At 38.0% G+C, this 21879-nt stretch carries 11 protein-coding genes; 6 read left to right on the top strand and 5 right to left on the bottom strand.

Features of this window, described 5'->3' with window-relative positions:
* Window positions 1-26: 26 nt before the first annotated feature.
* Window positions 27-5081, bottom strand: coding sequence for a beta strand repeat-containing protein (locus tag ACQ33O_RS02180; protein WP_430993911.1), 5055 nt, complete (start codon window positions 5079-5081; stop codon window positions 27-29).
* 390 nt (window positions 5082-5471) lie between these two features.
* Window positions 5472-6503: a phenylalanine--tRNA ligase subunit alpha gene (gene pheS / locus ACQ33O_RS02175; RefSeq protein ID WP_430993910.1), complete on the bottom strand. Its 1032-nt coding sequence runs from the start codon at window positions 6501-6503 to the stop codon at window positions 5472-5474.
* An 84-nt stretch (window positions 6504-6587) separates the two neighbouring features.
* Here pheS and ACQ33O_RS02170 point away from each other — a divergent pair, with 84 nt between their 5' ends.
* The 3 genes from ACQ33O_RS02170 (at window position 6588) to ACQ33O_RS02160 (ending at window position 12183) form a co-directional block, all read left to right on the top strand.
* Window positions 6588-7715: a formimidoylglutamase gene (locus tag ACQ33O_RS02170; RefSeq protein ID WP_430993909.1), complete on the top strand. Its 1128-nt coding sequence runs from the start codon at window positions 6588-6590 to the stop codon at window positions 7713-7715.
* 33 nt (window positions 7716-7748) lie between these two features.
* Complete coding sequence (locus ACQ33O_RS02165; protein WP_430993908.1) at window positions 7749-9092, top strand: D-alanyl-D-alanine carboxypeptidase; 1344 nt, start codon at window positions 7749-7751, stop codon at window positions 9090-9092.
* 109 nt (window positions 9093-9201) lie between these two features.
* Window positions 9202-12183: a PKD domain-containing protein gene (locus ACQ33O_RS02160; RefSeq protein ID WP_430993907.1), complete on the top strand. Its 2982-nt coding sequence runs from the start codon at window positions 9202-9204 to the stop codon at window positions 12181-12183.
* A gap of 63 nt (window positions 12184-12246) precedes the next feature.
* Here ACQ33O_RS02160 and mutL read toward each other — a convergent pair whose 3' ends face one another.
* The gene (gene mutL, locus ACQ33O_RS02155) at window positions 12247-14067 is read right to left on the bottom strand and encodes a DNA mismatch repair endonuclease MutL (protein ID WP_430993906.1); all 1821 of its coding nucleotides are present in this window, start codon (window positions 14065-14067) and stop codon (window positions 12247-12249) included.
* A 120-nt stretch (window positions 14068-14187) separates the two neighbouring features.
* On the opposite strand from mutL, the gene ACQ33O_RS02150 reads away from it, so the two are divergent.
* Window positions 14188-17049, top strand: a complete 2862-nt coding sequence (locus tag ACQ33O_RS02150) for a glycoside hydrolase family 3 N-terminal domain-containing protein (RefSeq protein WP_430993905.1) — start codon at window positions 14188-14190, stop codon at window positions 17047-17049.
* 2 nt (window positions 17050-17051) lie between these two features.
* On the opposite strand, the gene ACQ33O_RS02145 is transcribed toward ACQ33O_RS02150, so the two are convergent.
* Both ACQ33O_RS02145 and ACQ33O_RS02140 read right to left on the bottom strand, forming a co-directional pair.
* On the bottom strand, window positions 17052-17294 hold the full coding sequence (locus ACQ33O_RS02145; protein WP_430993904.1) for a DUF6814 family protein: 243 nt from the start codon (window positions 17292-17294) through the stop codon (window positions 17052-17054).
* 9 nt (window positions 17295-17303) lie between these two features.
* Complete coding sequence (locus tag ACQ33O_RS02140; RefSeq protein WP_430993903.1) at window positions 17304-18893, bottom strand: MFS transporter; 1590 nt, start codon at window positions 18891-18893, stop codon at window positions 17304-17306.
* 96 nt (window positions 18894-18989) lie between these two features.
* Between ACQ33O_RS02140 and acs the strand changes: the two genes are divergently transcribed.
* Together acs and ACQ33O_RS02130 are read left to right on the top strand one after the other, a co-directional pair.
* Window positions 18990-20924: an acetate--CoA ligase gene (gene acs, locus ACQ33O_RS02135; RefSeq protein ID WP_430993902.1), complete on the top strand. Its 1935-nt coding sequence runs from the start codon at window positions 18990-18992 to the stop codon at window positions 20922-20924.
* 4 nt (window positions 20925-20928) lie between these two features.
* A complete protein-coding gene (locus tag ACQ33O_RS02130; protein ID WP_430993901.1) occupies window positions 20929-21873 on the top strand; it encodes an alpha/beta hydrolase in 945 nt (314 codons plus the stop codon).
* Window positions 21874-21879 lie beyond the last annotated feature (6 nt).

Here is a 21879-nt window from a genome sequence, read left to right as displayed (position 1 = left end):
ATAGTTTACCCTAATATAATTAGGTGCTAATTTACGACAATTTTTTTAATTTCCGAAATTCTGTTTGGTTTTATGACCTCTAAATGATAAATACCTTTAACGGAACCCGGCAAATTGATGGTTTGTGTACTATTTCCACCTGGATGTTCAAAGCTGGTTTTCAGCACTTCCTGTCCTACAGTATTTAACACCCTTATATTATATCTGCCTCGTTCCTGATTGGTTAAACTCAAGCTGAATCTACCATCATTGATAAAAGTTGAATTCAACGTAATGCTTGGAGCTGACTGACCGTAATTTACTTTAACAATGTAAGTGAATCTTACAGCACCTGAAATATCTATCGTTTTAATGCGATAGTAATTCGTTCCTGCAACCGGTGCAACATCCATAAAGCTGTACACTGCCGAACCTCCATTGTTGGTTGTTGCAGGCACTATACCCACTTTAGTGAAGTTGATACCATTTGAAGAACGCTCTACTTCGTATTGTTTAACTCCGTTTTCAACCGGAACTTTCCAATCTACCTGCATTGCTGTATTTTTTTGCGTTGCATTCAAATTGGTGATCGTTACAGGAGTTGTACCTGCTGCTTTGAACACAATTCTGAACCTGTCTGCAAAAGTTGCAGTGTTGTTAGATACCGCATCAAAATCAACATAAGTGGTTGTGCTCAGATCAATTGCTTTGCTGGTTGATAAATATTTATCTTCCAAGAATGCTGTAAGACCTAAAGCATCCATTGATGTTGGAGCAAACGCTAAACGATATTTAGCTGTTTTTAAACCGGACAATTTATAGAAGATAGAATCTTTATCTGTAATAGCTTGTCTTCTTTCTATTGCTAACAATTTAGTGTTTCTCAACATACCAATGCTTTCGCCGAAGTTGCTTGTTTTAACAGCATCGTTTGCATCGATATCGCTATTGAAATTACTGCTGTATGCTGCAGTTACACCATCAGCATAAACAGGATTGTTGTTTACAATTGGAGAAAGACTTGTTACAAATACACTTGTTCCTCCTTGTGGTCTGAATCCTGTACCGTTAACATTAGCACCATTCGACTTAGCGTCTTCACCAATACGAATTTGTGAAGCACCATTTGATTTTACGATGAACGCCATACCTGATTGTATCTTGGTATTGAATGCACCGTAACTACCAATTGGAGCACCGTTGCGGATACCGCCGTTGAAGTAAACAAATGAACCCAATTTATACAAACCTTCAATGGTTGGATCCCACAATTGAAGTGTATTATCTATGCTACCTGATACTACTTCGATATTATCGAAATCAATTTCAGATGCAAACGGATTACCTACTAAGTTAAATCCATCTACAAGATCGATGAACTGATCTCCCTGGAACAATGGACCGGTGGTTCTTAATTTAGCCGGAGAGTTGGTAACAATATCAGTTGCAGAAACGCCTACGGTTCTATCCCCTCTGATATAGATCATCCAAGCTCTGTCGTTATTTAAAATTGGCAAACCGGTAGTAGCTGCAGTAGCTCCTGACCAAGCCGGTGTTGATCCCGGTACATAGCTTAATAATGACCAGCTCGGTGTAGTTGCATCGTAGCCAGCTGCACCACTTGGGCTAGTTACCAAAGTACCGTAGCCATTATTATTCACTCCACTTTCCTGCCATGATGCAAATACTGATTGAGAAGTTTGTGTAGGTACAGCCAACATTCTCCATCCTCTGTAAGCATTTTGTGCAGTGTATCTTTCAACAGTTACATTGGTTGCTCCCAATAGGCTGCCGCCACCACTGATCTCACCAATAGATCCTGTACCATTTTCAGAAGACTGAATTACTACCGGTTTGTCATGGAAATTTATTGAACCACCGGTTGCTTTTAATTCTACTCCCGGAGCAATAAAAAATGTATCGGTTGTATTTGTAAAATCCAATGATCCGGTAACATCCCAATCTGAATTTAAAATAACATTACCCGTTCCATTACCTAGTGTTACTGATGCAGAAGTGGCAGGAACACCGCAAGACCAGTTGGCTGCGTTGTTATAATCACCGTCGTTAGCAGCGCCGGTCCAAATGCCGCAGTTCAATGCAAAATTTGCTGTAACACTGATATTTGCTGTAACGTTATTGTCTGTTCTTGGGTTAGCTGTTGATGCATCGCTCCAATCAACAAAGTGATAATTAGCATCCGGAACAGCAGTAACCGCAGAACCATTAGCACCATGATTGACAGTTTGTGGGGATGTGCCTGTGATAGAACCATTAGCGCCTGCAGTATAAGTTAATGTGTACGTATTGATTGCAAAGCTAGCCGTAACCGTTAGGTTGGCAGTGATATTGTTATCCGTTCTTGCTGCTGTAAGTACGCCATCACTCCATGAAGTGAAATGATAGCCCGTGTTAGGAACAGCAGTAACAGTAGAGCCATTTGCTCCATTGTTTACAGTTTGTGGTGTTGTTCCTGAAATAGAACCGTTAGCTCCGGCATTATAAGTTAAGGTGTAATTTAAGGGAGTAAATACAAGATTGATATTGTTACCAGTAAAATTAATAGAAAAAGAACCGCCGTTTAATCCATTGGTTAATCCGGTTGTGTTAACAGAAACAAATGCTGTAGATGGAGCACTACCGGTATATGTTCCTATACTCCATGTATAAGGAGTAGCATTTGAAAAACTTGCGATGGTTCCATTTAATGTAACAGTAAAGTTGCCCGATCCTGGTGTAGTTAATGTTCCGCTTATTGTTAATTTATCCCAATCAGTTCCTGCGGTTCCGGAAGATGGAATTTTTGAAATGTCAACAATATATTGTCCGCCATTATTCCAGGTCATTGCACCTGTGCTTAATGTACCATAAGTGCCTGAAGTGTTAGGACTAATAGTACCGCTTACAGCAACTGTACCTGCGGCAGTACCGGTACCTGTTAGGGTTGCTCCGCTTGCAACACTAACAGCCGATCCGGATGCTAATGAGCCGGTCAACCTTAGTGTGCCTGTATTTACAGTTGTAGCGCCTGTATAAGTATTGGTTCCGGAAAGAATTACAGTCCCTCCACTTACAATTATTCCTTTACCTCCTGCCGGGTTTACAATATTACCACTGAAAGTAACTGTGCCCGAACCCCCGGTAGCGATTATATCTCCATCCGGATAGATTTCATTGCTGAATGTTGCTGCTCCTGTTCCATTTAAACCAATAGTACGAGTAGCTCCACTTGTATTTGCAGCTACATATATTGATGGAGCAAAATTGAATCCATTGTTTGCTAATAATGCAACATTGTTTGCCTGAACAACATTATCTACACTTAAACCCAGATCTAATCCTCTGTTACTTGTAGAATTGTTAGTAGTAAGTGCAGTATTATTATCTATGATAACCGTTCCATTACCTAACTTCATTCTTCCTTGATAGGTAGCAGTTCCTGAAAGTGTTAATGTTCCTGCTCCTGCTTTTCCGATCTTTGTCGCCGGGTCACTACCACCATTTTGAGAAAGCACACCTGTCAGTGTGAAGTTTTGTCCCGATGCTACATCAATCACTGCAGCAGAAGAAGCGTTATTTACTATAATGCCCTGGCTTCTGCTTGTAGTACCGGTGACAGCAAAAGTGCCGGATGTGGTACTGTTTCCGATAGTTAAACTACCAGTTCCTAAAGAAAGATTGTTAGCAATAGAAAGTGTACCGGCATTTAAGAAAGTGTTACCGGTATAATCGTTTGCTGTATTAGATAGCGTTAAGGTATTATCTCCATCTTTGATAAGACTTCCACCTGAGCCTGTTATTTTTCCTGAAATATTTACCGCAGAAGTTGCACCACCAACAGTAAGTGCATTAGCGCCTAATGTGACAGTTCCGGATAAGGTTAACGAACCTGCAGCACCTGTTGCATCTGCATTAATTCTTGATGAAGATCCTAGAGTAACAGCCCCTGGCCATGTGTTATTTCCTCCAGTGCTTCTCAATGCACCATTGACGCCACTGGAGCCTGACCCGTTGATTGTAGTAGAATAGGTACTGAAAGTATTGTTTCCGCTTGGAAAATAAAGATTAAGAGCGGCACCGCTTTGTACAGTTACTCCTGAAGTGCTGCCAAAACCGCTAGTGTTCCTTAGTTCTGCTCGTGCATTGGTATTAACTGTTGTGGTTCCTGTGTAAGTGTTAGTGTTACTTAAGTACACTGTTGAACCGGCGTCACCACCAACGTTTACATTATTGGTTGATGAAGTTGAAGTGCTGTTTGCAGCTAACCCGTTTTTAACGATACCGGGAGTATAAGTATTGGGTGAAGTTAAGTAATAACCCAGATTTACAGAACCACCGGCTGCCACCGTTGTGGTTTGTTTCCAATAAATATTTTGATTGCTGGATCCATTATAATCATCTCGAAAGTATAAAGCAAATCCATCAATATTAGTTCCTGCCGTGCCATTCATTGTTAGATTAAATAATCTGCTAAAAAAAGCTCCGTTTACATAATACTCTACATCACAGGTTGTTTCAGAAGTAATATAAACTTTAAACATATAATCTCTTCTTGTTGTACTTACATTATAGCCCAAAGAGTTATTGCCGCTACTACTATTAACATACCATGAACCTGTAGTTCCATCTTCCTGAATATAAAGACGACTGTTACTATATCGATCAGCCCAAGTTGTACTGCCCCAACCGCTTGAGTTTAATGAAAACCCTATTTCTCCAATAGCTGCAGTTGCACTTACAGTAACGGTGAAAACATCTCCAACCTGTAAAGCTCGGGTAGAACCGGTATTGTCTCCAGCTGTTTTTAATGTACGAAATGCAACTACCTGTTTAGGAGCACTGCCCCCATTGGCGTACATTCCCAGTTCTGTATTGCCGGCATTTTGAAATGCTCCAGCACTACCGAAAGTGCGAATTGTATAATAACTTAAATTTCCGCCCAAGTCGTATGTGACCTGGCTTAACACAGATTGTGTAAAGAATAGAAGGCAAACTGAAAGTATTAGTTTGAATGAATGCAAAAAGGAAATTTGCATTTTGTCAGTTATAGTACCGATAGTTTTCCCATCGGTATTATCTACAGTATGTAGTACTCTTTTCATATATATGTATAGTTTATCGTTTTACAAATTCAACTCGGCATAAAAACAATATCAGCTATTCATTTCCGTTAGTTATCAATTTTTTACGAAAACAAATGTGGTACTTGATTCTTTGAGTATACCGATCGGTAATTTCTTGAGGATAAAAGCAATCGTTTTAATGGGTAGTGGGAGACAAAAATAATGGGAAAATTGAATTTAATATGTATAAAATACACATTTTTTGATATTTTTTTTAGTTTAATTCGTATTAAATTTAAAATCAATTTAATAAATATGTTTATATGAGTTACTTTGCGTACTTTTTTGGACAAAAAAATGCCGCAAAATCGAACTTTTGCGGCACAATAATTCTTTATTTAAGGGAGCTGTTTATACCTTAAAACAGCGTCAGGTTGCAGCGGTAAATTGTTTCAAAAATCTTACATCGTTTTCGCTAAAAAGTCGAAGATCTTTGATCTGGTATTTAAGCATGGTAATTCTTTCTACCCCCATGCCAAATGCGAAGCCGGTATATTTTGTGCTGTCAATACCACAGTTTTCTAATAGATTAGGATGTACCATACCACAACCTAAAATTTCTACCCAACCTGTTTTTTTACAAACACTGCATCCGCTACCGCCGCATATTAAACAACTGATGTCCATTTCAGCACTGGGTTCTGTAAAAGGAAAATAACTGGGGCGAAAACGCACTTTCACATCTTTACCAAACATTTCTTGTACGAAAAAATACAGGGTCTGTTTCAAATCGGCGAATGAAACATTTTCTGCTATATATAATCCCTCTACCTGGTGAAAAAAACAATGTGCTCTTGCACTGATCGTTTCATTTCTATAAACACGTCCGGGGCAAATGATCCTGATGGGTAATTTGCCTTTCTCCATTTCACGTACCTGTACACTGCTGGTGTGTGTACGCAGCAACCAGTCGGGGTTTTGAGAAATATAGAATGTATCCTGCATATCACGGGCAGGATGATTTTCCGGTAAGTTCAATGCGGTGAAATTATGCCAGTCATCTTCAATTTCCGGGCCTTCGGCTACAGAAAACCCAAGTCGTTGAAAAATAGAAACCATTTGATTTCTTACCAAACTTATGGGATGCCTGCTACCAAGTGGAAGTGGGTCTGCAGGTAATGAAAGGTCTATTGAGTTGTCTGTTGTTTGTTGTCCATTTTCTGTCGTCTGCTTTAACTCCTCGTACTTTGCTTCTGCAAATAATTTGAATTCATTGAGTAATTGACCAAATTCTCTTTTCTTTTCTGCGGCCACATTTTTCATTTCTCCCATTACCTCTTTTACCAATCCTTTTGTGCCTAAATATTTTATTCTGAAGGTCTCTACTTCTTCTGATTTCTGTGCCACAAAGTCTTTGATCTCCGACTTATATTTTTCTATCTGTTGTAACAATTGTTCCATGCGGCAAAAATACGGAAATGTTTATTGTTGTCGATTAACATCAATCAATACAATTTGCTAAGTTTGCTGCAAATTAACCCACGGATGTACGACCTACACGATTTTTTATTGCCCATACACATTAGCGGAATCAATGATGATAATGGATATAACGACGGACAATTAGCCAAACACATATCTATTTACGAAGATGCGATGCCTGATGTGTCGGAAATGGATATAGTGCTGGTAGGTGTTGGGGAGGCAAGGGGCAGTGGAGAATTTCATGCCGGAACAGCTGCGCCGGATGCCATTAGAAAACAATTATATCAATTACATTACTGGCACACCGAAGTAAAGATTGCCGATCTGGGAAATGTAAAACCGGGTGCTTCATTAAGTGATAGTTACGCAGCAGTAAAAACAGTAGTTGGAGAGTTATTGAAACTTGGTAAAACAGTAGTTATTCTTGGTGGGTCGCACGACATTACTTTGGGTCAATATTTTGCTTATCAACAGTTACAAAAGACGGTGGAAGCAACTTGTATTGATGCTACCATCGACCTTAAAGGTGAAAGCTCTTTACGCAGTGAAAATTTTTTACTGGAAATGCTCACTGGTGAACCTAATTGGGTGAAGCATTATAATCATATTGGTTTTCAAAGCTACCTGGTTCACCCACGTATGCTGGAAACAATGGACAAACTAAGGTTTGATTGTCATCGTGTTGGTATGGCCAAAGAAGATATGGATGGCATTGAGCCGGTACTACGCAATACCAATTTATTAAGCTTTGATATTAGTGCTGTGAAGTACAGCGATGCTCCTGCAAATGAATGTAGCCCGAATGGATTTACAGGCGAGGAAGCATGTATGCTATCCCGTTATGCAGGGATGAGCAGTGCATTGAGCAGCTTTGGTATTTATGGGTACAATCCTCGGTCAGATATAAGTGATCTTACCGCAAAGCAGATATCCCAAATTTTATGGTATTTCATTGATGGTAAAAATCGTTGCAAGCAGGAAGCAGAATTAGAAGATAGAACGCAATTCAACGAATACAATACTGTGTTTGCAGAAGTAGATACTGTTTTCCTGCAAAGCAGAAAATCGGGTAGATGGTGGATGCAAATGCCCGATCAAAAATTCATTGCCTGCAGCTATAATGATTATCTTACGGCGAGTCATAATGAAATGCCTGAACGCTGGTTGAGGGCACAGGAGAGGGGGTAGGAATTAAAAACGAATAATGAAAAAATAAAAATTATGAGAGCCTTGTTTTCTAAAGTATTTTTCTTTTTTCAATTTTCTCTTTTCATTTTTTCATATCCTGCATCGGCGCAATCTGTTAAAAAAATAGCTAAAAATTTATTACAAGACTCTATTATCAGCACCGGTAATATTGGTATCAGTATTTACGAACCGGCGACTGATGAATACTGGTATGAGTATAATGCTACAAAAAATTTTATACCTGCTTCTAATACAAAACTATTTTCGTTGTATGCAGGGATGAAGTATTTGGGAGATAGTTTAATAAGTGGATATTACAAAGAAGATGAGAAAGGGCTAAAATTTATTGGTAATGCCGATCCTACTTTTTTACACCCTGAATTTAAAAATCATCCTGCATATAATTTCTTAAAAAATTACTCGGGGAAGAAGATTACACTTTTTGAACGAATGCCTATATATAGATCTAAGAGCCGGTTTCAACCATTGGGCATAGGTTGGGCATGGGATGATTATAATAGTAGTTACATGACAGAGCGGAACTTTTTTCCTATCTACGGAAATCTGGCTACATTTTCTTTAAACAATAATAAGGTAACGGTTACGCCAGGCTTTTTTTCTAAAAAAATGTTTCAATATTCAAAAACGCTTAATTCTTTTTTTGTTGAAAGAATGCAATACAGCAATTTCTTTTTTATTAACGAAGATTCGTTAAACAATACAACAGCAGATATTCCCTTTAAAACAGGTTGTCAGGAAAATATTGTATCGATGGAAGATAGCCTTTTGACGGACACCTTACATCGACTCGTTGATTATGGAAAAATTACGTTGGTTTCATTGGATGGATATACGAAAATTCATTCCCAAACCTCAGACTCCCTCTTCAAACCCATGATGCACAACAGCGATAATTTTTTTGCTGAACAAACACTGCTCATGGTAAGCAATGAAAAACTGGGCTACATGAGTGATGAAGATATTATCGATACTTTATTGAATAATGATCTTAAAGATATTCCGCAAAAACCACGTTGGGTAGATGGCAGCGGATTGAGCAGGTACAATTTATTTACACCACGATCATTCGTTTATATTTTGAATAAGATGAAAAATGAATTCGGGCTGGAAAGATTAAAAGACATCTTGCCTGCCGGTGGAGAAGGCACTTTAAAAAATTACTATCTTTCAGACAGTCCATATATTTACGCTAAGACCGGCTCCATGTCTAACCAGTCAACGATCAGCGGTTTTTTGTTCACTAAAAAGAATAAGTTATTGATATTCTCTGTTTTAGTGAATAATTTTCAAGGGAAAACGGCCTCGGTTCGTAAAAGTGTTGAACAGTTTTTGGTGACGATCAGAAATAAGCATTAATTTTTTTCGACTCAAGCAACGGAATTAGTATGGAGAGTATCTTTTTTTTGCGACCATAACTGAAAACAAAAACAGATTTAATCCTTTATCCAACCACTAAACGATTGTTATGAAAAGAATATTTTTACTACTAACATGCCTTGTTTTTATTATTGGAACCAATGCACAAACTACTGTTTGTAATGCCAATTTTTCTTGGAATACATCCGGCTTAACCGCTAAGTTTTTACCCGAGATCAATTCAGATGCCAATGGTATTCATCATTACTGGACTTTCGGAGACGCTTCAGGTGGCGTCACAACAGTTTCTCCCTATCATACATTTCCTGCAGCAGGTGGAACTTTTTTGGTAACACACATTCTTATTGTATACAATCCTAATAATGTTCAGGTGTGCAAGGATTCGGTATCTAAAGAAATTTATATTCCTGCCGATTGTGTTGCTCCTAATTTTACCTATTTGCTTGATTACACCAATTTTCGAACAGTAAAGTTTACCAATACTACAACAGGAATACTTTCAACCGATTCTATTGCATGGATGTTTGGAGATGGAAGTACATCCAATGATGCAAACCCTACTCATACTTATAACAATGCAGGAATTTATCATGTTTGTTTGTTGATCAAAAAAAGAAATACGAATGCACCTTGTGTGAGAGAAAAATGTTTTGATGTGGTTGTAACACGTCCATGTGATATGCAAGTGTATTTTAGTTGGCAAAAAGATCCTATAAATACAGGCAAGGTTTACTTTGTAAATCAAACCCTTAATTTCAGCAGTGCTGATAGTACTAAATGGGACTTTGGTGATGGCACCACTTCAACTTCGCCTAATCCGGATCATATCTATACAAGTCCCGGCAAATACAATGTTTGCTTATGGGTGAAAAGAAATGACAATGTGCCGGGAACTGCGGTATGCTCTGCAACTTATTGCAAAGAAATTGAGATAGGCACAACAAATTGTACGTTTACGCCAGATTTTACATTCAGAAACGATTCGGCGATTGGGAATCCTTACAAATATTACTTTGAAAATACAACTCCAGAAATTACTGCATACGATTCGGTTAAATGGACATTTGGAGATGGAACACAATCTTATCACAATGAAAAAAATCCGGATCATACTTATACTGCAACTGGCACTTATAATGTTTGTATGATTATTATTAAGCGTAATCCCAATCTTCAACCTATAGGTTGTGCAAAATATATCTGTAAAACAATTACAATTATTAAGCCTTGCGATTTTGTGATCAACTTTACCGCAACTGCAAGTACTGATAATAAAAGGAAGGTCAATTTTATTGCTACAAGTTCGCTGCCAATAGGAACAACAGGAGAAGTTGGTTGGACTTTCGGAGATGGTTCAGCAGTTGCAACAGGTTGGACAACCGCTCATGAGTATTTATTGCCCGGTAAATATGAAGTATGTTTAAGAGTTCAAAGCGGGCCCAACTGTATCAAGTACAAATGTGATTCCGTTATCGTACAGGAAAATACAACTCCATGTGAATATGTCTCAAGTTATACATGGGCAGCAAGTACCGACAATAAAAAGAAGATCAATTTTACAAATACAACAACGCTTATAACGGCTAATGCATATGCAATTGCAACATGGAGTTTTGGAGATGGTACTGCAAATGTTACAAGTTGGAATGCTACTCACGAGTATGCACAACCGGGTAAGTATTATGTTTGTTTGCGTGTGCAATACAGTAATACTTGTGTTAAGTACAAATGTGATTCAATAACAGTGTTGGATAATCCTGCACCTTGCGATTTTGCAGTAGGTTATACAGCAACCGCTTCAAGCGATAATAAAAAGAAGATCACTTTTACAGCTAACAGCAACTTGCCAAGCGGAACCGCCGCAGAGGTTATCTGGTCGTTTGGAGATAATACAACAGCTACCGGTTGGACAATAGCACATGAATATGCACAGTCGGGTAAATATTATGTTTGTGTGCGAATTCAAACAGGACCAAATTGTGTAAAATATAAATGTGATTCTATTACTGTTTTAGATAATCCTGTGCCTTGCGATTTTGTTGCCAACTACACATGGGTAGCGGATCAGACAAATACCAAGAAAATATATTTTACAAATACCACCCTAACGCCAACGCCTAATGCAATTGTTAAATGGACATTTGGAGATGGCACAGACGCAAGTTCCTGGAATGCCATACATGAGTACGCACAGCCCGGTAAATATTATGTTTGCCTAAAAGTACAATACGGAACAAGTACAAATTGTGTTAAATATAAATGCGATTCAATAACTGTCATTGTTCCACCGACAACAGATTGTAAACAGTTGTCATCGTTTACTTATACGCCTACATCTGTAGCCGGTATATATGCGTTTACACCTGTACATCAAAGCAATGATGTGCAATACACCTGGACCTTTGGTGATGGTAAAGGAAGTCATGACATGATCAGTACACATCCTTTCAATCCCTATGGTGCTTATCAAGTTTGTTTGACAGTGTTTAAAAATACAAATTGTGCATCTACAACCTGTAAGGAAGTAAGGGTGTCTCCTCCGGCAAATTGCGATAGCGTTAAAGTTGCGTATCAGTATTATAAGGATCAATACATGTCCAATAAGATACACTTCTATGCTTATAGCAATACAACTATTCAGCAACAGGTATGGACAATTTTGAAGAGAGGTGCAACAACGCCGATAACCATTACTCAGAATAATCCGATATATGATTTTGCAGATACGGGATACTATTATGTTTGTTTGAAAGTTACAACCAATGGTGGTTGTATAAAAGAATACTGTAGTGTGATACACATAGAAACGATCACCAATTTCTGTCAGTTGGAAACTTATCCAAATCCTGCTATCAGTCAGATATCCCTGTATGTTCAACAGCCAACTGCTGAAACGATACATGCATATGTGTACGACGCAGTGAATAATATGGTGACCGAAAAACATCAGTCGGGTATTGCAGGGTCGAATACCCTAATAATTAATGTTAGTACTTTGCCGGCGGGCTTTTATACAGTAAAACTTATTTATGGTAACAGGGTTTGCTTTGCCAAGTTTCAAAAGATTTAAACTCGGTTTTTAGGTTTCTTAATGTAAGGTTGAGCCTCTGTGATGTCTATTACAGAGGCTTTTTTATCGTCCAAACATTTTGTCCAGATCTGTTTTTTTGAACTCTGTATAAGTTGGTTTACCGTTGGGGGTAGTGTTTGGTGTAGCACAAGCAAATAATTCTTCTACCAACACTTTCATTTCTTTTTGAGAAAGAACAGTGCCTGCTTTAATAGACTGCTGCCATGCAATTGAACGCAAAAGCTTTTCTCTTTTAGAGTATTTTAAATCGTTGCTGAAGTGCTTGTACTGTTCCAGCATTTTTTCTATCGATTGTTTTTCATTTCCTTGTGGTACATCTGCCGGAGTGCCCTGTATAACGAAAGTATTATTGCCAAATGCTTCTAAATGATAACCAAGATCATTCAGGTCGATCAATAATTCATGCATCAATGCAACATCGGCTGCTGCCAACTCCAAGGTTACAGGAAAAAGACTTTTTTGAGTTGAGATAGGTTGCCCAGCAATGGCATCGGCAAATCTTTCGTACAAAATTCTTTCATGTGCATTTTGTTGATGAATCAGAATATATCCTTCAGTTGTCTGAGCAGCAATATAAGTATTATGTAATTGTATAAGTGCACCTATGTCCGTTTGTCTGTCGTCTATGGTCAATGGTCCATGGTCAATAGTTTGTTGATTGTTGATTGTAACCTCTTTTGCAGGCTCATAAAACTCTTTCCAGTGTTTCAGATCACTTTTAGTATCTATAAAATGCGCCTGATTTTTTTTGCTGAAAGTGTTGTATAAAGAAGATGATGCTACGGATGATTTTTTTTCTTCGGTAAACGGCTTATTAATGGCATCGAGGCTTTGAATATTTGCATCCAGCTCAAAATCTAAAGTAGGTGTAATGCTGAATTGTGCCAGTGAATGTTTTACCGCACTTTGTACAAATGCGTAAACAATTTTTTCATCTTCAAATTTTATTTCCTGTTTGGTTGGATGAACATTGATATCGACCTGTGACGGATCAAGATCGATGAACAATGCATACATCGGAAAACTATCTTTAGCGATCATCTCCTGGAAAGCTCCCATTACTGCATGATTGAGATAAGCACTTTTAATAAAGCGATTATTTACAAAAAAATATTGATCGCCTCTGGTCTTTTTTGCAGTTTCAGGTTTGCCAACAAAACCGTAAATGTTCATGTAATCGGTCTTCTCCTGAACACTCACCATTTTAGCATTATAATTATTGCCGAGAATTTGAACAATACGTTGCTTTAATGAACCGCTTTCCAAATGAAAAACCTCTTGTCCGTTAGAGTTGAGTGAAAAGAAGATATCCGGGAATGCCATAGCCACCCGAATGAATTCATCCATAATATGCCTTAATTCCGAAGCATTGCTTTTTAAAAAATTCCTACGGGCAGGTACATTGAAAAATAAATTCTTCATTGCAATGCTTGTACCTTTCTCCATTGCCACGGGCTCCTGCTTTTTTACTACACTATTATCTATTTCAATATAGGAACCAACAGACTCATCTGCTTTTTTTGTTTTTAACTCAACCTGCGATACTGCTGCAATACTTGCCAAGGCTTCGCCTCTAAAACCCATGGTTTTGATATGGAACAGATCATCAATATTTTTTATTTTAGATGTAGCATGACGCTCAAAACTCATCCGGGCATCCGTTTCACTCATGCCTTTACCATTGTCGATCACTTGTATCAATGCCTTGCCTGCATCATTCACAATGAGTTTTATTTCTGTAGCACCGGCATCCACAGCGTTTTCCAGTAGTTCTTTTACAGCACTAGCAGGCCGCTGAATCACTTCTCCTGCAGCTATCTGATTAGCAATGTTATCCGGTAATAATTGAATGATGTCGGGCAAAATCCTTTAATTTAGAAGTTCAAAAATAACACATACTTTTTACTATATAATTTTTAATCGGAAATGAGGAGATGTATCCTGTTTTTTATAGTTTTTCTTTCTGCAAATTCTTATGGTCAGATGAATAAAGCCCAAACTTGGGCCGATAGCGTATATAATACCCTTAATGACGACGAACGTATTGCTCAATTGATGGTCTTACGGCTATCTACGTATGATTTTAAAACTAGAACAGCTACGTTTTTTGATAAAGAGGTTACCGAAGCTGTAAAAAAATACAATATAGGGGCTGTTTGTCTTTTTCAGGGAAATCCTGTTAAACAGGCAACTGTGCTTAATAGTTTGCAAAGTCTTGCTAAAACACCCATTATGACCTGTATTGATGCAGAGTGGGGGGTTGGGATGCGTATTTTAGATAGTGTACAATCGTTACCACATCAAATGATGTTGGGTGCTGTTACCGATCCCAATATCATCTATCAATACGGAGTGTTGGTAGGGGAGCAATGCAAGCGTTTAGGCATTAACGTTAATTATGCTCCTGTTGTTGATATTAACAATAACCCCAATAACCCAGTAATTAATGATAGAAGTTTTGGAGAGGATAAATACAAAGTGGCTTTGTATGGTATTCAATACATGAAAGGAATGCAGGATGTAGGGGTAATGGCTTGTGCTAAACATTTTCCGGGACATGGAGATGTTGCTGTAGATTCACATTTAGATCTGCCTGTGATCAATAAATCGATGGAGCAATTAGATTCTCTAGAGCTCTATCCTTTCAAACAAATATTTAATGCAGGTGTAGGTAGTGTAATGATCGCACATTTGTATATCCCCGCTATAGATAACAGTCCGAACAGAGCAACCTCTATCAGCAAAAAAAATATTACAGATCTGATGAGAGATAGTCTGGGTTATCAGGGGTTGACTTTTACCGATGCATTGGAAATGCAGGGAGTTAAAAAATTCTTTCCTAACGGAGAAGCCTCGGTGCAATCGCTGATTGCAGGCAATGATATGCTTTGTTTACCCGGTGATGTAGAGATGAATCTTAAAAAGATAAAGGAAGCCATCAAAAAGAAAAAATTAAGCTGGCAGGATATTGAGCTGCATTGCAAGAAAGTGCTTGCGGCAAAATATAAATATAGCCTAAAAAATACGGCACCTATTAACTTAGATAATATTACTGCAGATTTGAACACCGGTATTCCTGAAATGAAAAAACTGGTAGCTGAAAATGCGATTACATTGTTGAGTAGATCAAAAGAGAACTTTATTCCTTTGCCAGTAGATAGTAAAGCTACAGATGTAGCGTATGTGGGCATTGGTATTAGCAGCGACAATGCTTTTGCAAAAAGGATGCGTAATGATCACAATGCAGCTGTTTTTTATTTTAATTATAAACAGGATGAAGGTAGGGTCTTGTCAACAGTAGAGATCATTAAAAAGAAATACAAAAAAGTGATCATTGGTATCCATAATTATAGTCGTACACCGGCTAATAATTTCGGTATCAGTGCCTCTGCTGTTGATCTAGTAAACAAATTGCAGGAACAAACCAATGCTGTAACCATTGTTTTTGGTAATCCATATGCTATCAAAAATTTTTGCAATGCCAAAAGTCTTATTGCTTGTTATGAAGATGATTCGTACACTCAAAGTGCAGCAATAGATATTTTGCAGGGAAAAATTGCAGCAAAGGGGAAACTGCCTGTAACGGTTTGTGATCAATACTTGTATGGCAGTGGCATTGTTGAATCTACTACTGTATTGCCTCTTGTCAATCCTGATGAAGTCGGGTTAGATATTGTAGTGTTGAATGAAATTGATTCTGTTGCAAAAGCAGCTGTTAGTAGTGGCGCTACTCCTGGTTGCGTTGTATTGGTTGCAAGGAATGGAAAGATAGCCTATGAAAAAGCATTTGGGTTTTATGACAATAGTAGAACACAGCCTGTTACTGTCGATGCGGTATATGATGTAGCATCGGTAACAAAAATGAACGCCACTACTTTAGCTATCATGAAATTGTATGATGCCGGGAAGCTTGATCTAAAAAAAAAGCTAGGCGATTATTTGCCATGGGTGAAGGGCACGAATAAAGAAAATCTTTCGATCGAAAATATTTTATTGCACCAGGCCGGACTTACGCCATTTATTCCTTTTTATAAAGAAGTGATCAATACAAATGGAGTGCCTGATAAAAAATATTTTTCTGCTGTAAGAAATGATTCCTTTTCTATAGTCGTTGCCAAAAATTTATTCATGCGAAAAGAGTGGTGCGATACAATGTGTAAGAGAATATTGCAAAGCCCTTTAACAAGCCCGGGTAAATATGTTTACAGTGATAATGATTTTATCTTTCTTGGAAAGATTGTGGAAACTATAAGCGGCAAGCCATTGGATGTATTTGTAAAAGAAAATTTTTATGCTCCAATGAAGTTGACAAGCACAGGCTTTAACCCCATCAATACAGTTCCTTTGAATAAAATAGTACCCACAGAAAATGAAAAAGAGTTTCGCTTGCAGTTAATACATGGGTATGTGCATGACCCGGGTGCTGCTATGTTTGGAGGGGTTGCCGGACATGCAGGTTTGTTCAGCAATGCATATGATATGGCTATGATCATGCAAATGTTATTGAATGGAGGAACCATTGGTGGTAAAAGATATTTAAGCAAATCAACGATTGATCTTTTTACAGCTTACCACAGCGATAGCAGAAGAGGGTATGGTTTTGACAAACCTGAAAAAGATAATGATAAAAGAGATGAACCTTACCCATGTATTTCTGCATCGCCGCTAACCTTTGGTCATACAGGGTTTACGGGTACTTGCGCTTGGGCCGATCCAAAAAATAATTTGGTGTATATATTTTTAAGTAATCGTATTAATCCTTCTGCAGAAAATAAGAAACTGTTAAATGATAATGTACGGCCGAAAATTATGGAGACGATTTATAAAGCGATGAATATTCAATAAAATTAAATTTCTTCCGAACGCTCAGGCAATTTATCATATTCTCCCTTCAAAGAATAAAATCCGAATATCATCAACCCAATTGCAATGGGTGTAAAGATTGTAATGATGATCACCCACGGAACCGGATTATTAATATCTTTTTTGCCTGCGCCAATATTATGCACAGCTCCCATCACTAAAAAATAAATGATCACAGGAGCGATCAACATCCACAACAATCCCATTATTCTTTTCAACTGATTCATAAAATATTTTTAATCGTTAATATTTTTATCAATTTTATTATTCAAATACAAAGCCCCAATTACAAAACACAATCCTGCCACACCGATCGGGTACCACAATCCAACCAATGGATCAGAGGTAAATGTTGTTGAAAGTAATGTTGCAATGAACGGCACCAATCCGCCAAACACACCATTGCCGATATGATACGGCAAACTCATTGAAGTATATCTGATCTTTGTTGGAAATAATTCTACCAAAAATGCAGCAATCGGTCCGTACACCATTGTTACAAAAATGATCATTATCCAAACAAGGAAAATGAATTTGTATTTGAGTTCATCTGAAAGAACAATATTTGTATAAGTTGGATTTATGTCAGGAATTTCAATGGATTCTAATTCACTAAGTTTTGTTGGACCTAACCCACTTAGAGGAGGATAAAGAATACCAGTAAATTTAATTGTATCGCTTCTTTTCTCACTGAATCTTGAGTTTTTGTATGTCCATACATTTTCTTTATGGTTAATAATACTCAATAAAACTGTGTCGGACTTGAAATTTTCATTGTATGCCCCATCACCAATATTGCTTTTGTCTTTCATCCATTCCTTTGCATTCGCACTCTTCAACATTTCATTAAATATCGGCCTGTAGAAAATAACACCCAATAACATCCCCGTTAACATGATCCATTTTCTGCCGATCTTATCACTCAACCATCCAAACACTAAAAAGAAAGGCGTTGCCAAACCAATTGCCCATAAAAGAATCTCACGGTTTTGCATGAACTCTATCTTCACTGTATTTTCTAAAAAAGATTGAGCATAAAATTGACCTGTGTACCAGATAACGCCTTGTCCCATTACTGCACCAAATAACGCAAGTAATACCATTTTAAAATTGCCCTTCTTACCAAAACTTTCTTTTAACGGATTTGCAGATGTTTTCTTTTCTTCTTTCAGTTTTGCAAAAATGGGAGATTCGTTCATCTTCAATCTTATGTAAATAGAAACGCCTACCAATAAAATTGATATCCAAAATGGATAACGCCATCCTCCCCATTCAGCAGTAAATGCAGCATCACTCATATTGTTTTTCACTGTCATGATCACACCCAATGCAACAAACAATCCCAATGTGGCAGTAGTTTGTATCCATGCAGTAAAATAACCTCTTCGGTTAGCCGGAGCATGCTCTGCAACATAAGTAGCGGCACCGCCATACTCTCCGCCCAGTGCAAGGCCTTGTACTAATCTTAATAATAAAACCAATAATGGAGCTGCCATACCAATGGCTTTATAAGATGGCACCAAGCCTATTAAAAACGTAGAACCACCCATTAAAACCAGCGTTAATAAAAAAGTAGATTTTCTGCCGATCATATCACCCAATCTTCCAAATACCAGTGCACCGAAGGGGCGGACCAAAAAGCCTGCAGCGAATATTGCTAAAGTGCTTAACAATGCAGCAGTCTCATTTCCTTCAGGAAAAAATTGAACCGAGATGGTTTTGGCCAGCATGCCAAAGATGTAAAAATCATACCACTCTATGAGTGTACCTAACGAAGAAGAAAAAATAACTTTACCAATACCTTTGGTGGTATTTTCATTTCCCATATGTAAGCAATTATATTGTAAGATAACTAACTATGCTGTATTTTAGTTAAATAAATAAACCGATATTTATACATTTAAAAAGATAAATCAACGAGTATGTCATATCCATATCAAATCAAATCTTTAGAAGCATACAAAGAAGCATATAAAAAAAGTGTAGATGATCCTGAAGCTTTTTGGGGAGCAATTGCAGAAAATTTTCTGTGGAGAAAGAAATGGGATAAAGTATTGAACTGGAATTTTAAAGAACCAAAAATTGAGTGGTTCGCCGGCGGTAAATTAAACATCACAGAGAATTGTATCGATCGTCATTTGGCAACAATGGGAGATAAGCCTGCTATTATCTGGGAGCCCAACAATCCTGAAGAGAGAGTAAGAACGGTAACCTATAATCGTCTGCATAAAAGAGTTTGTCAGTTTGCACAAGTGTTGATTAATAACGGTGTAAAAAAAGGAGATAGAGTTTGTATATACATGGGTATGATACCTGAGTTGGCGTATGCGGTTTTAGGTTGTGCAAGGATCGGCGCTATTCACAGTGTGATCTTTGGTGGCTTCAGCGCACAAAGTATTGCTGACAGATTAGAAGATGCAAAAGCAGCATTCATTGTAACCTGCGATGGAGCTTATCGTGGAGCAAAAGACATTCCATTGAAAAGTGTGATCGACGATGCATTGGTTGGAAATAAAACTGTAAAACGTGTGATCGTTTATACAAGAACAAGAACACCAGTTGCAATGCTCAAAGGAAGAGACGTGTGGTGGGAAGATGAAATGGAACATGCTGAAACGCAAATTGAAAAAGATGGTGTGGTTTCTTTTCCTGCAGTAGAAATGGATGCAGAAGATCCATTGTTCATTTTATATACATCGGGCAGTACAGGAAAACCAAAAGGAGTGGTGCATACTATTGGAGGTTATATGGTGTGGACCAATTACACATTTGTAAATATTTTTCAATACCAACCCGGACAAGTACATTTCTGTACGGCAGATATAGGTTGGATCACAGGGCATAGTTATATCGTTTATGGTCCGTTAAGTGCAGGAGCTACATCATTGATGTTTGAAGGTATTCCTACTTATCCCGATGCAGGAAGATTCTGGGACATAACGGATAAGCATAAGGTAGATATTTTGTATACTGCACCAACAGCTATACGTAGCTTAATGGGTTTTGGTGCCGACCCATTGAAAGGGAAGAATCTTTCTTCATTAAAAGTGTTGGGCACAGTTGGTGAACCCATCAATGAAGAAGCATGGCATTGGTATGATGAAAATATCGGAAGAAAAAGATCTCCGATTGTAGATACCTGGTGGCAGACAGAAACGGGTGGTACACTTATTTCAAATTTAGCAGGCGTTACTCCGGCTATACCAAGTTGGGCTACATTACCCATGCCGGGCGTGCAACCAATATTGGTTGATGAACAAGGAAAAGAAGTAACAGAAAAAGATGAACATGGTATTATAAAAGGGAATCTTTGTATCAAAGCTCCGTGGCCGGGTATATTACGTACCACTTATGGCGATCATGAAAGATGCAGAACCAATTATTTTGCTACCTACGAAAATTTATATTTCACAGGCGATGGTGCATTGAAAGATGCCAATGGCAATTACAGAATTACCGGAAGGGTAGATGATGTGTTGAATGTAAGTGGTCATCGTATTGGTACGGCAGAGGTTGAAAATGCAATCAACATGCATACCGGTGTAGTGGAAAGTGCCGTAGTTGGTTATCCGCATGATATCAAAGGACAAGGAATTTATGCCTATGTGATCTGCAGTCAGCATGAAAGCGAAGAACAAACCAGAAAGGATATTTTGCAAACAGTAACAAGAGTAATTGGTGCTATTGCAAAGCCTGATAAAATTCAATTTGTAAGCGGCTTACCCAAAACCCGTAGCGGTAAGATCATGCGTAGGGTTTTAAGAAAAATAGCCGAAGGCGAAATGCAGAACTTAGGCGATACGTCTACATTGCTTGATCCCGGGGTAGTGGATGAGATCAAAAACGGAAGGGTTTAAAATAATGAACAGACCTCTCAAATTTTTTTTAAGAACTGTAGTCATTCTTTTTGTACTGGCTAATTTCATGGTGGCCTTGCATGCCTATAAACTCACTCATGTATATGATGCTTCAACAATGAAACTGAAACATGAAACTGAAAAAACAAGTTGGGATAAAACAAAAGATATTTTGTTCGGGCTCAATGCCACAAAGCTTGTAAATAAATATACCCCCGATTCTACGGTAACAAAAGTGTTACTCACAACAAAGGATAGTCTCAAATTAGAAGGCTGGTATTTTAAAACAGACAGTACCCCAAAAGGAACTGTGATACTCTTTCATGGCCATCATAGCAATAAAACCGGCGTTTTACCCGAATCGGGTAATTTGCTCAAACTTGGTTATAACACATTATTGATCGATTTCAGAGCACATGGCGGCAGTGAAGGGAATACAACTAGTATAGGGTATTACGAAGCTGAAGATGTAAAACTGGCATACGATTATATTCAATCTTTAGGAGAAAAGAACACAGTGTTATGGGGTGTTTCAATGGGAGCTGCTGCTATAACAAAAGCAGTAAATGATCATGCATTAAGACCTTCAAAAATTATTTTGGAAATGCCTTTTGGCAGTCTGCTCGATGCTGTTGAAGGAAAATTAAGTATGATGCATTTGCCTCAGGAGCCATTGGCGACAATGCTTACATTTTGGGGTGGTATTGAACATGGATTTTGGGCCTTCAATATGAAGCCCTCTGCGTATGCAAAGAAAATTACAGCACCGGTTTTATTGCAATGGGGCAAAAATGATCCCAGGGTTACCAAAAAAGAGATCGACGAAATTTATGCTAATATTGCAACCGATAAAAAATTAGTTGTTTACGAAGAGTGTGGTCACGAAAGTCTTTGTGCGAAAGAAAACAATAAGTGGATAACCGAAATACGTCAATTTTTGCAACAGTAATTTAAC

The sequence above is a fragment of the Ferruginibacter sp. SUN002 genome, from assembly GCF_050611725.1.
GTDB lineage: Bacteria > Bacteroidota > Bacteroidia > Chitinophagales > Chitinophagaceae > Ferruginibacter.
This window is presented reverse-complemented; position numbering and strand designations above follow the sequence as displayed.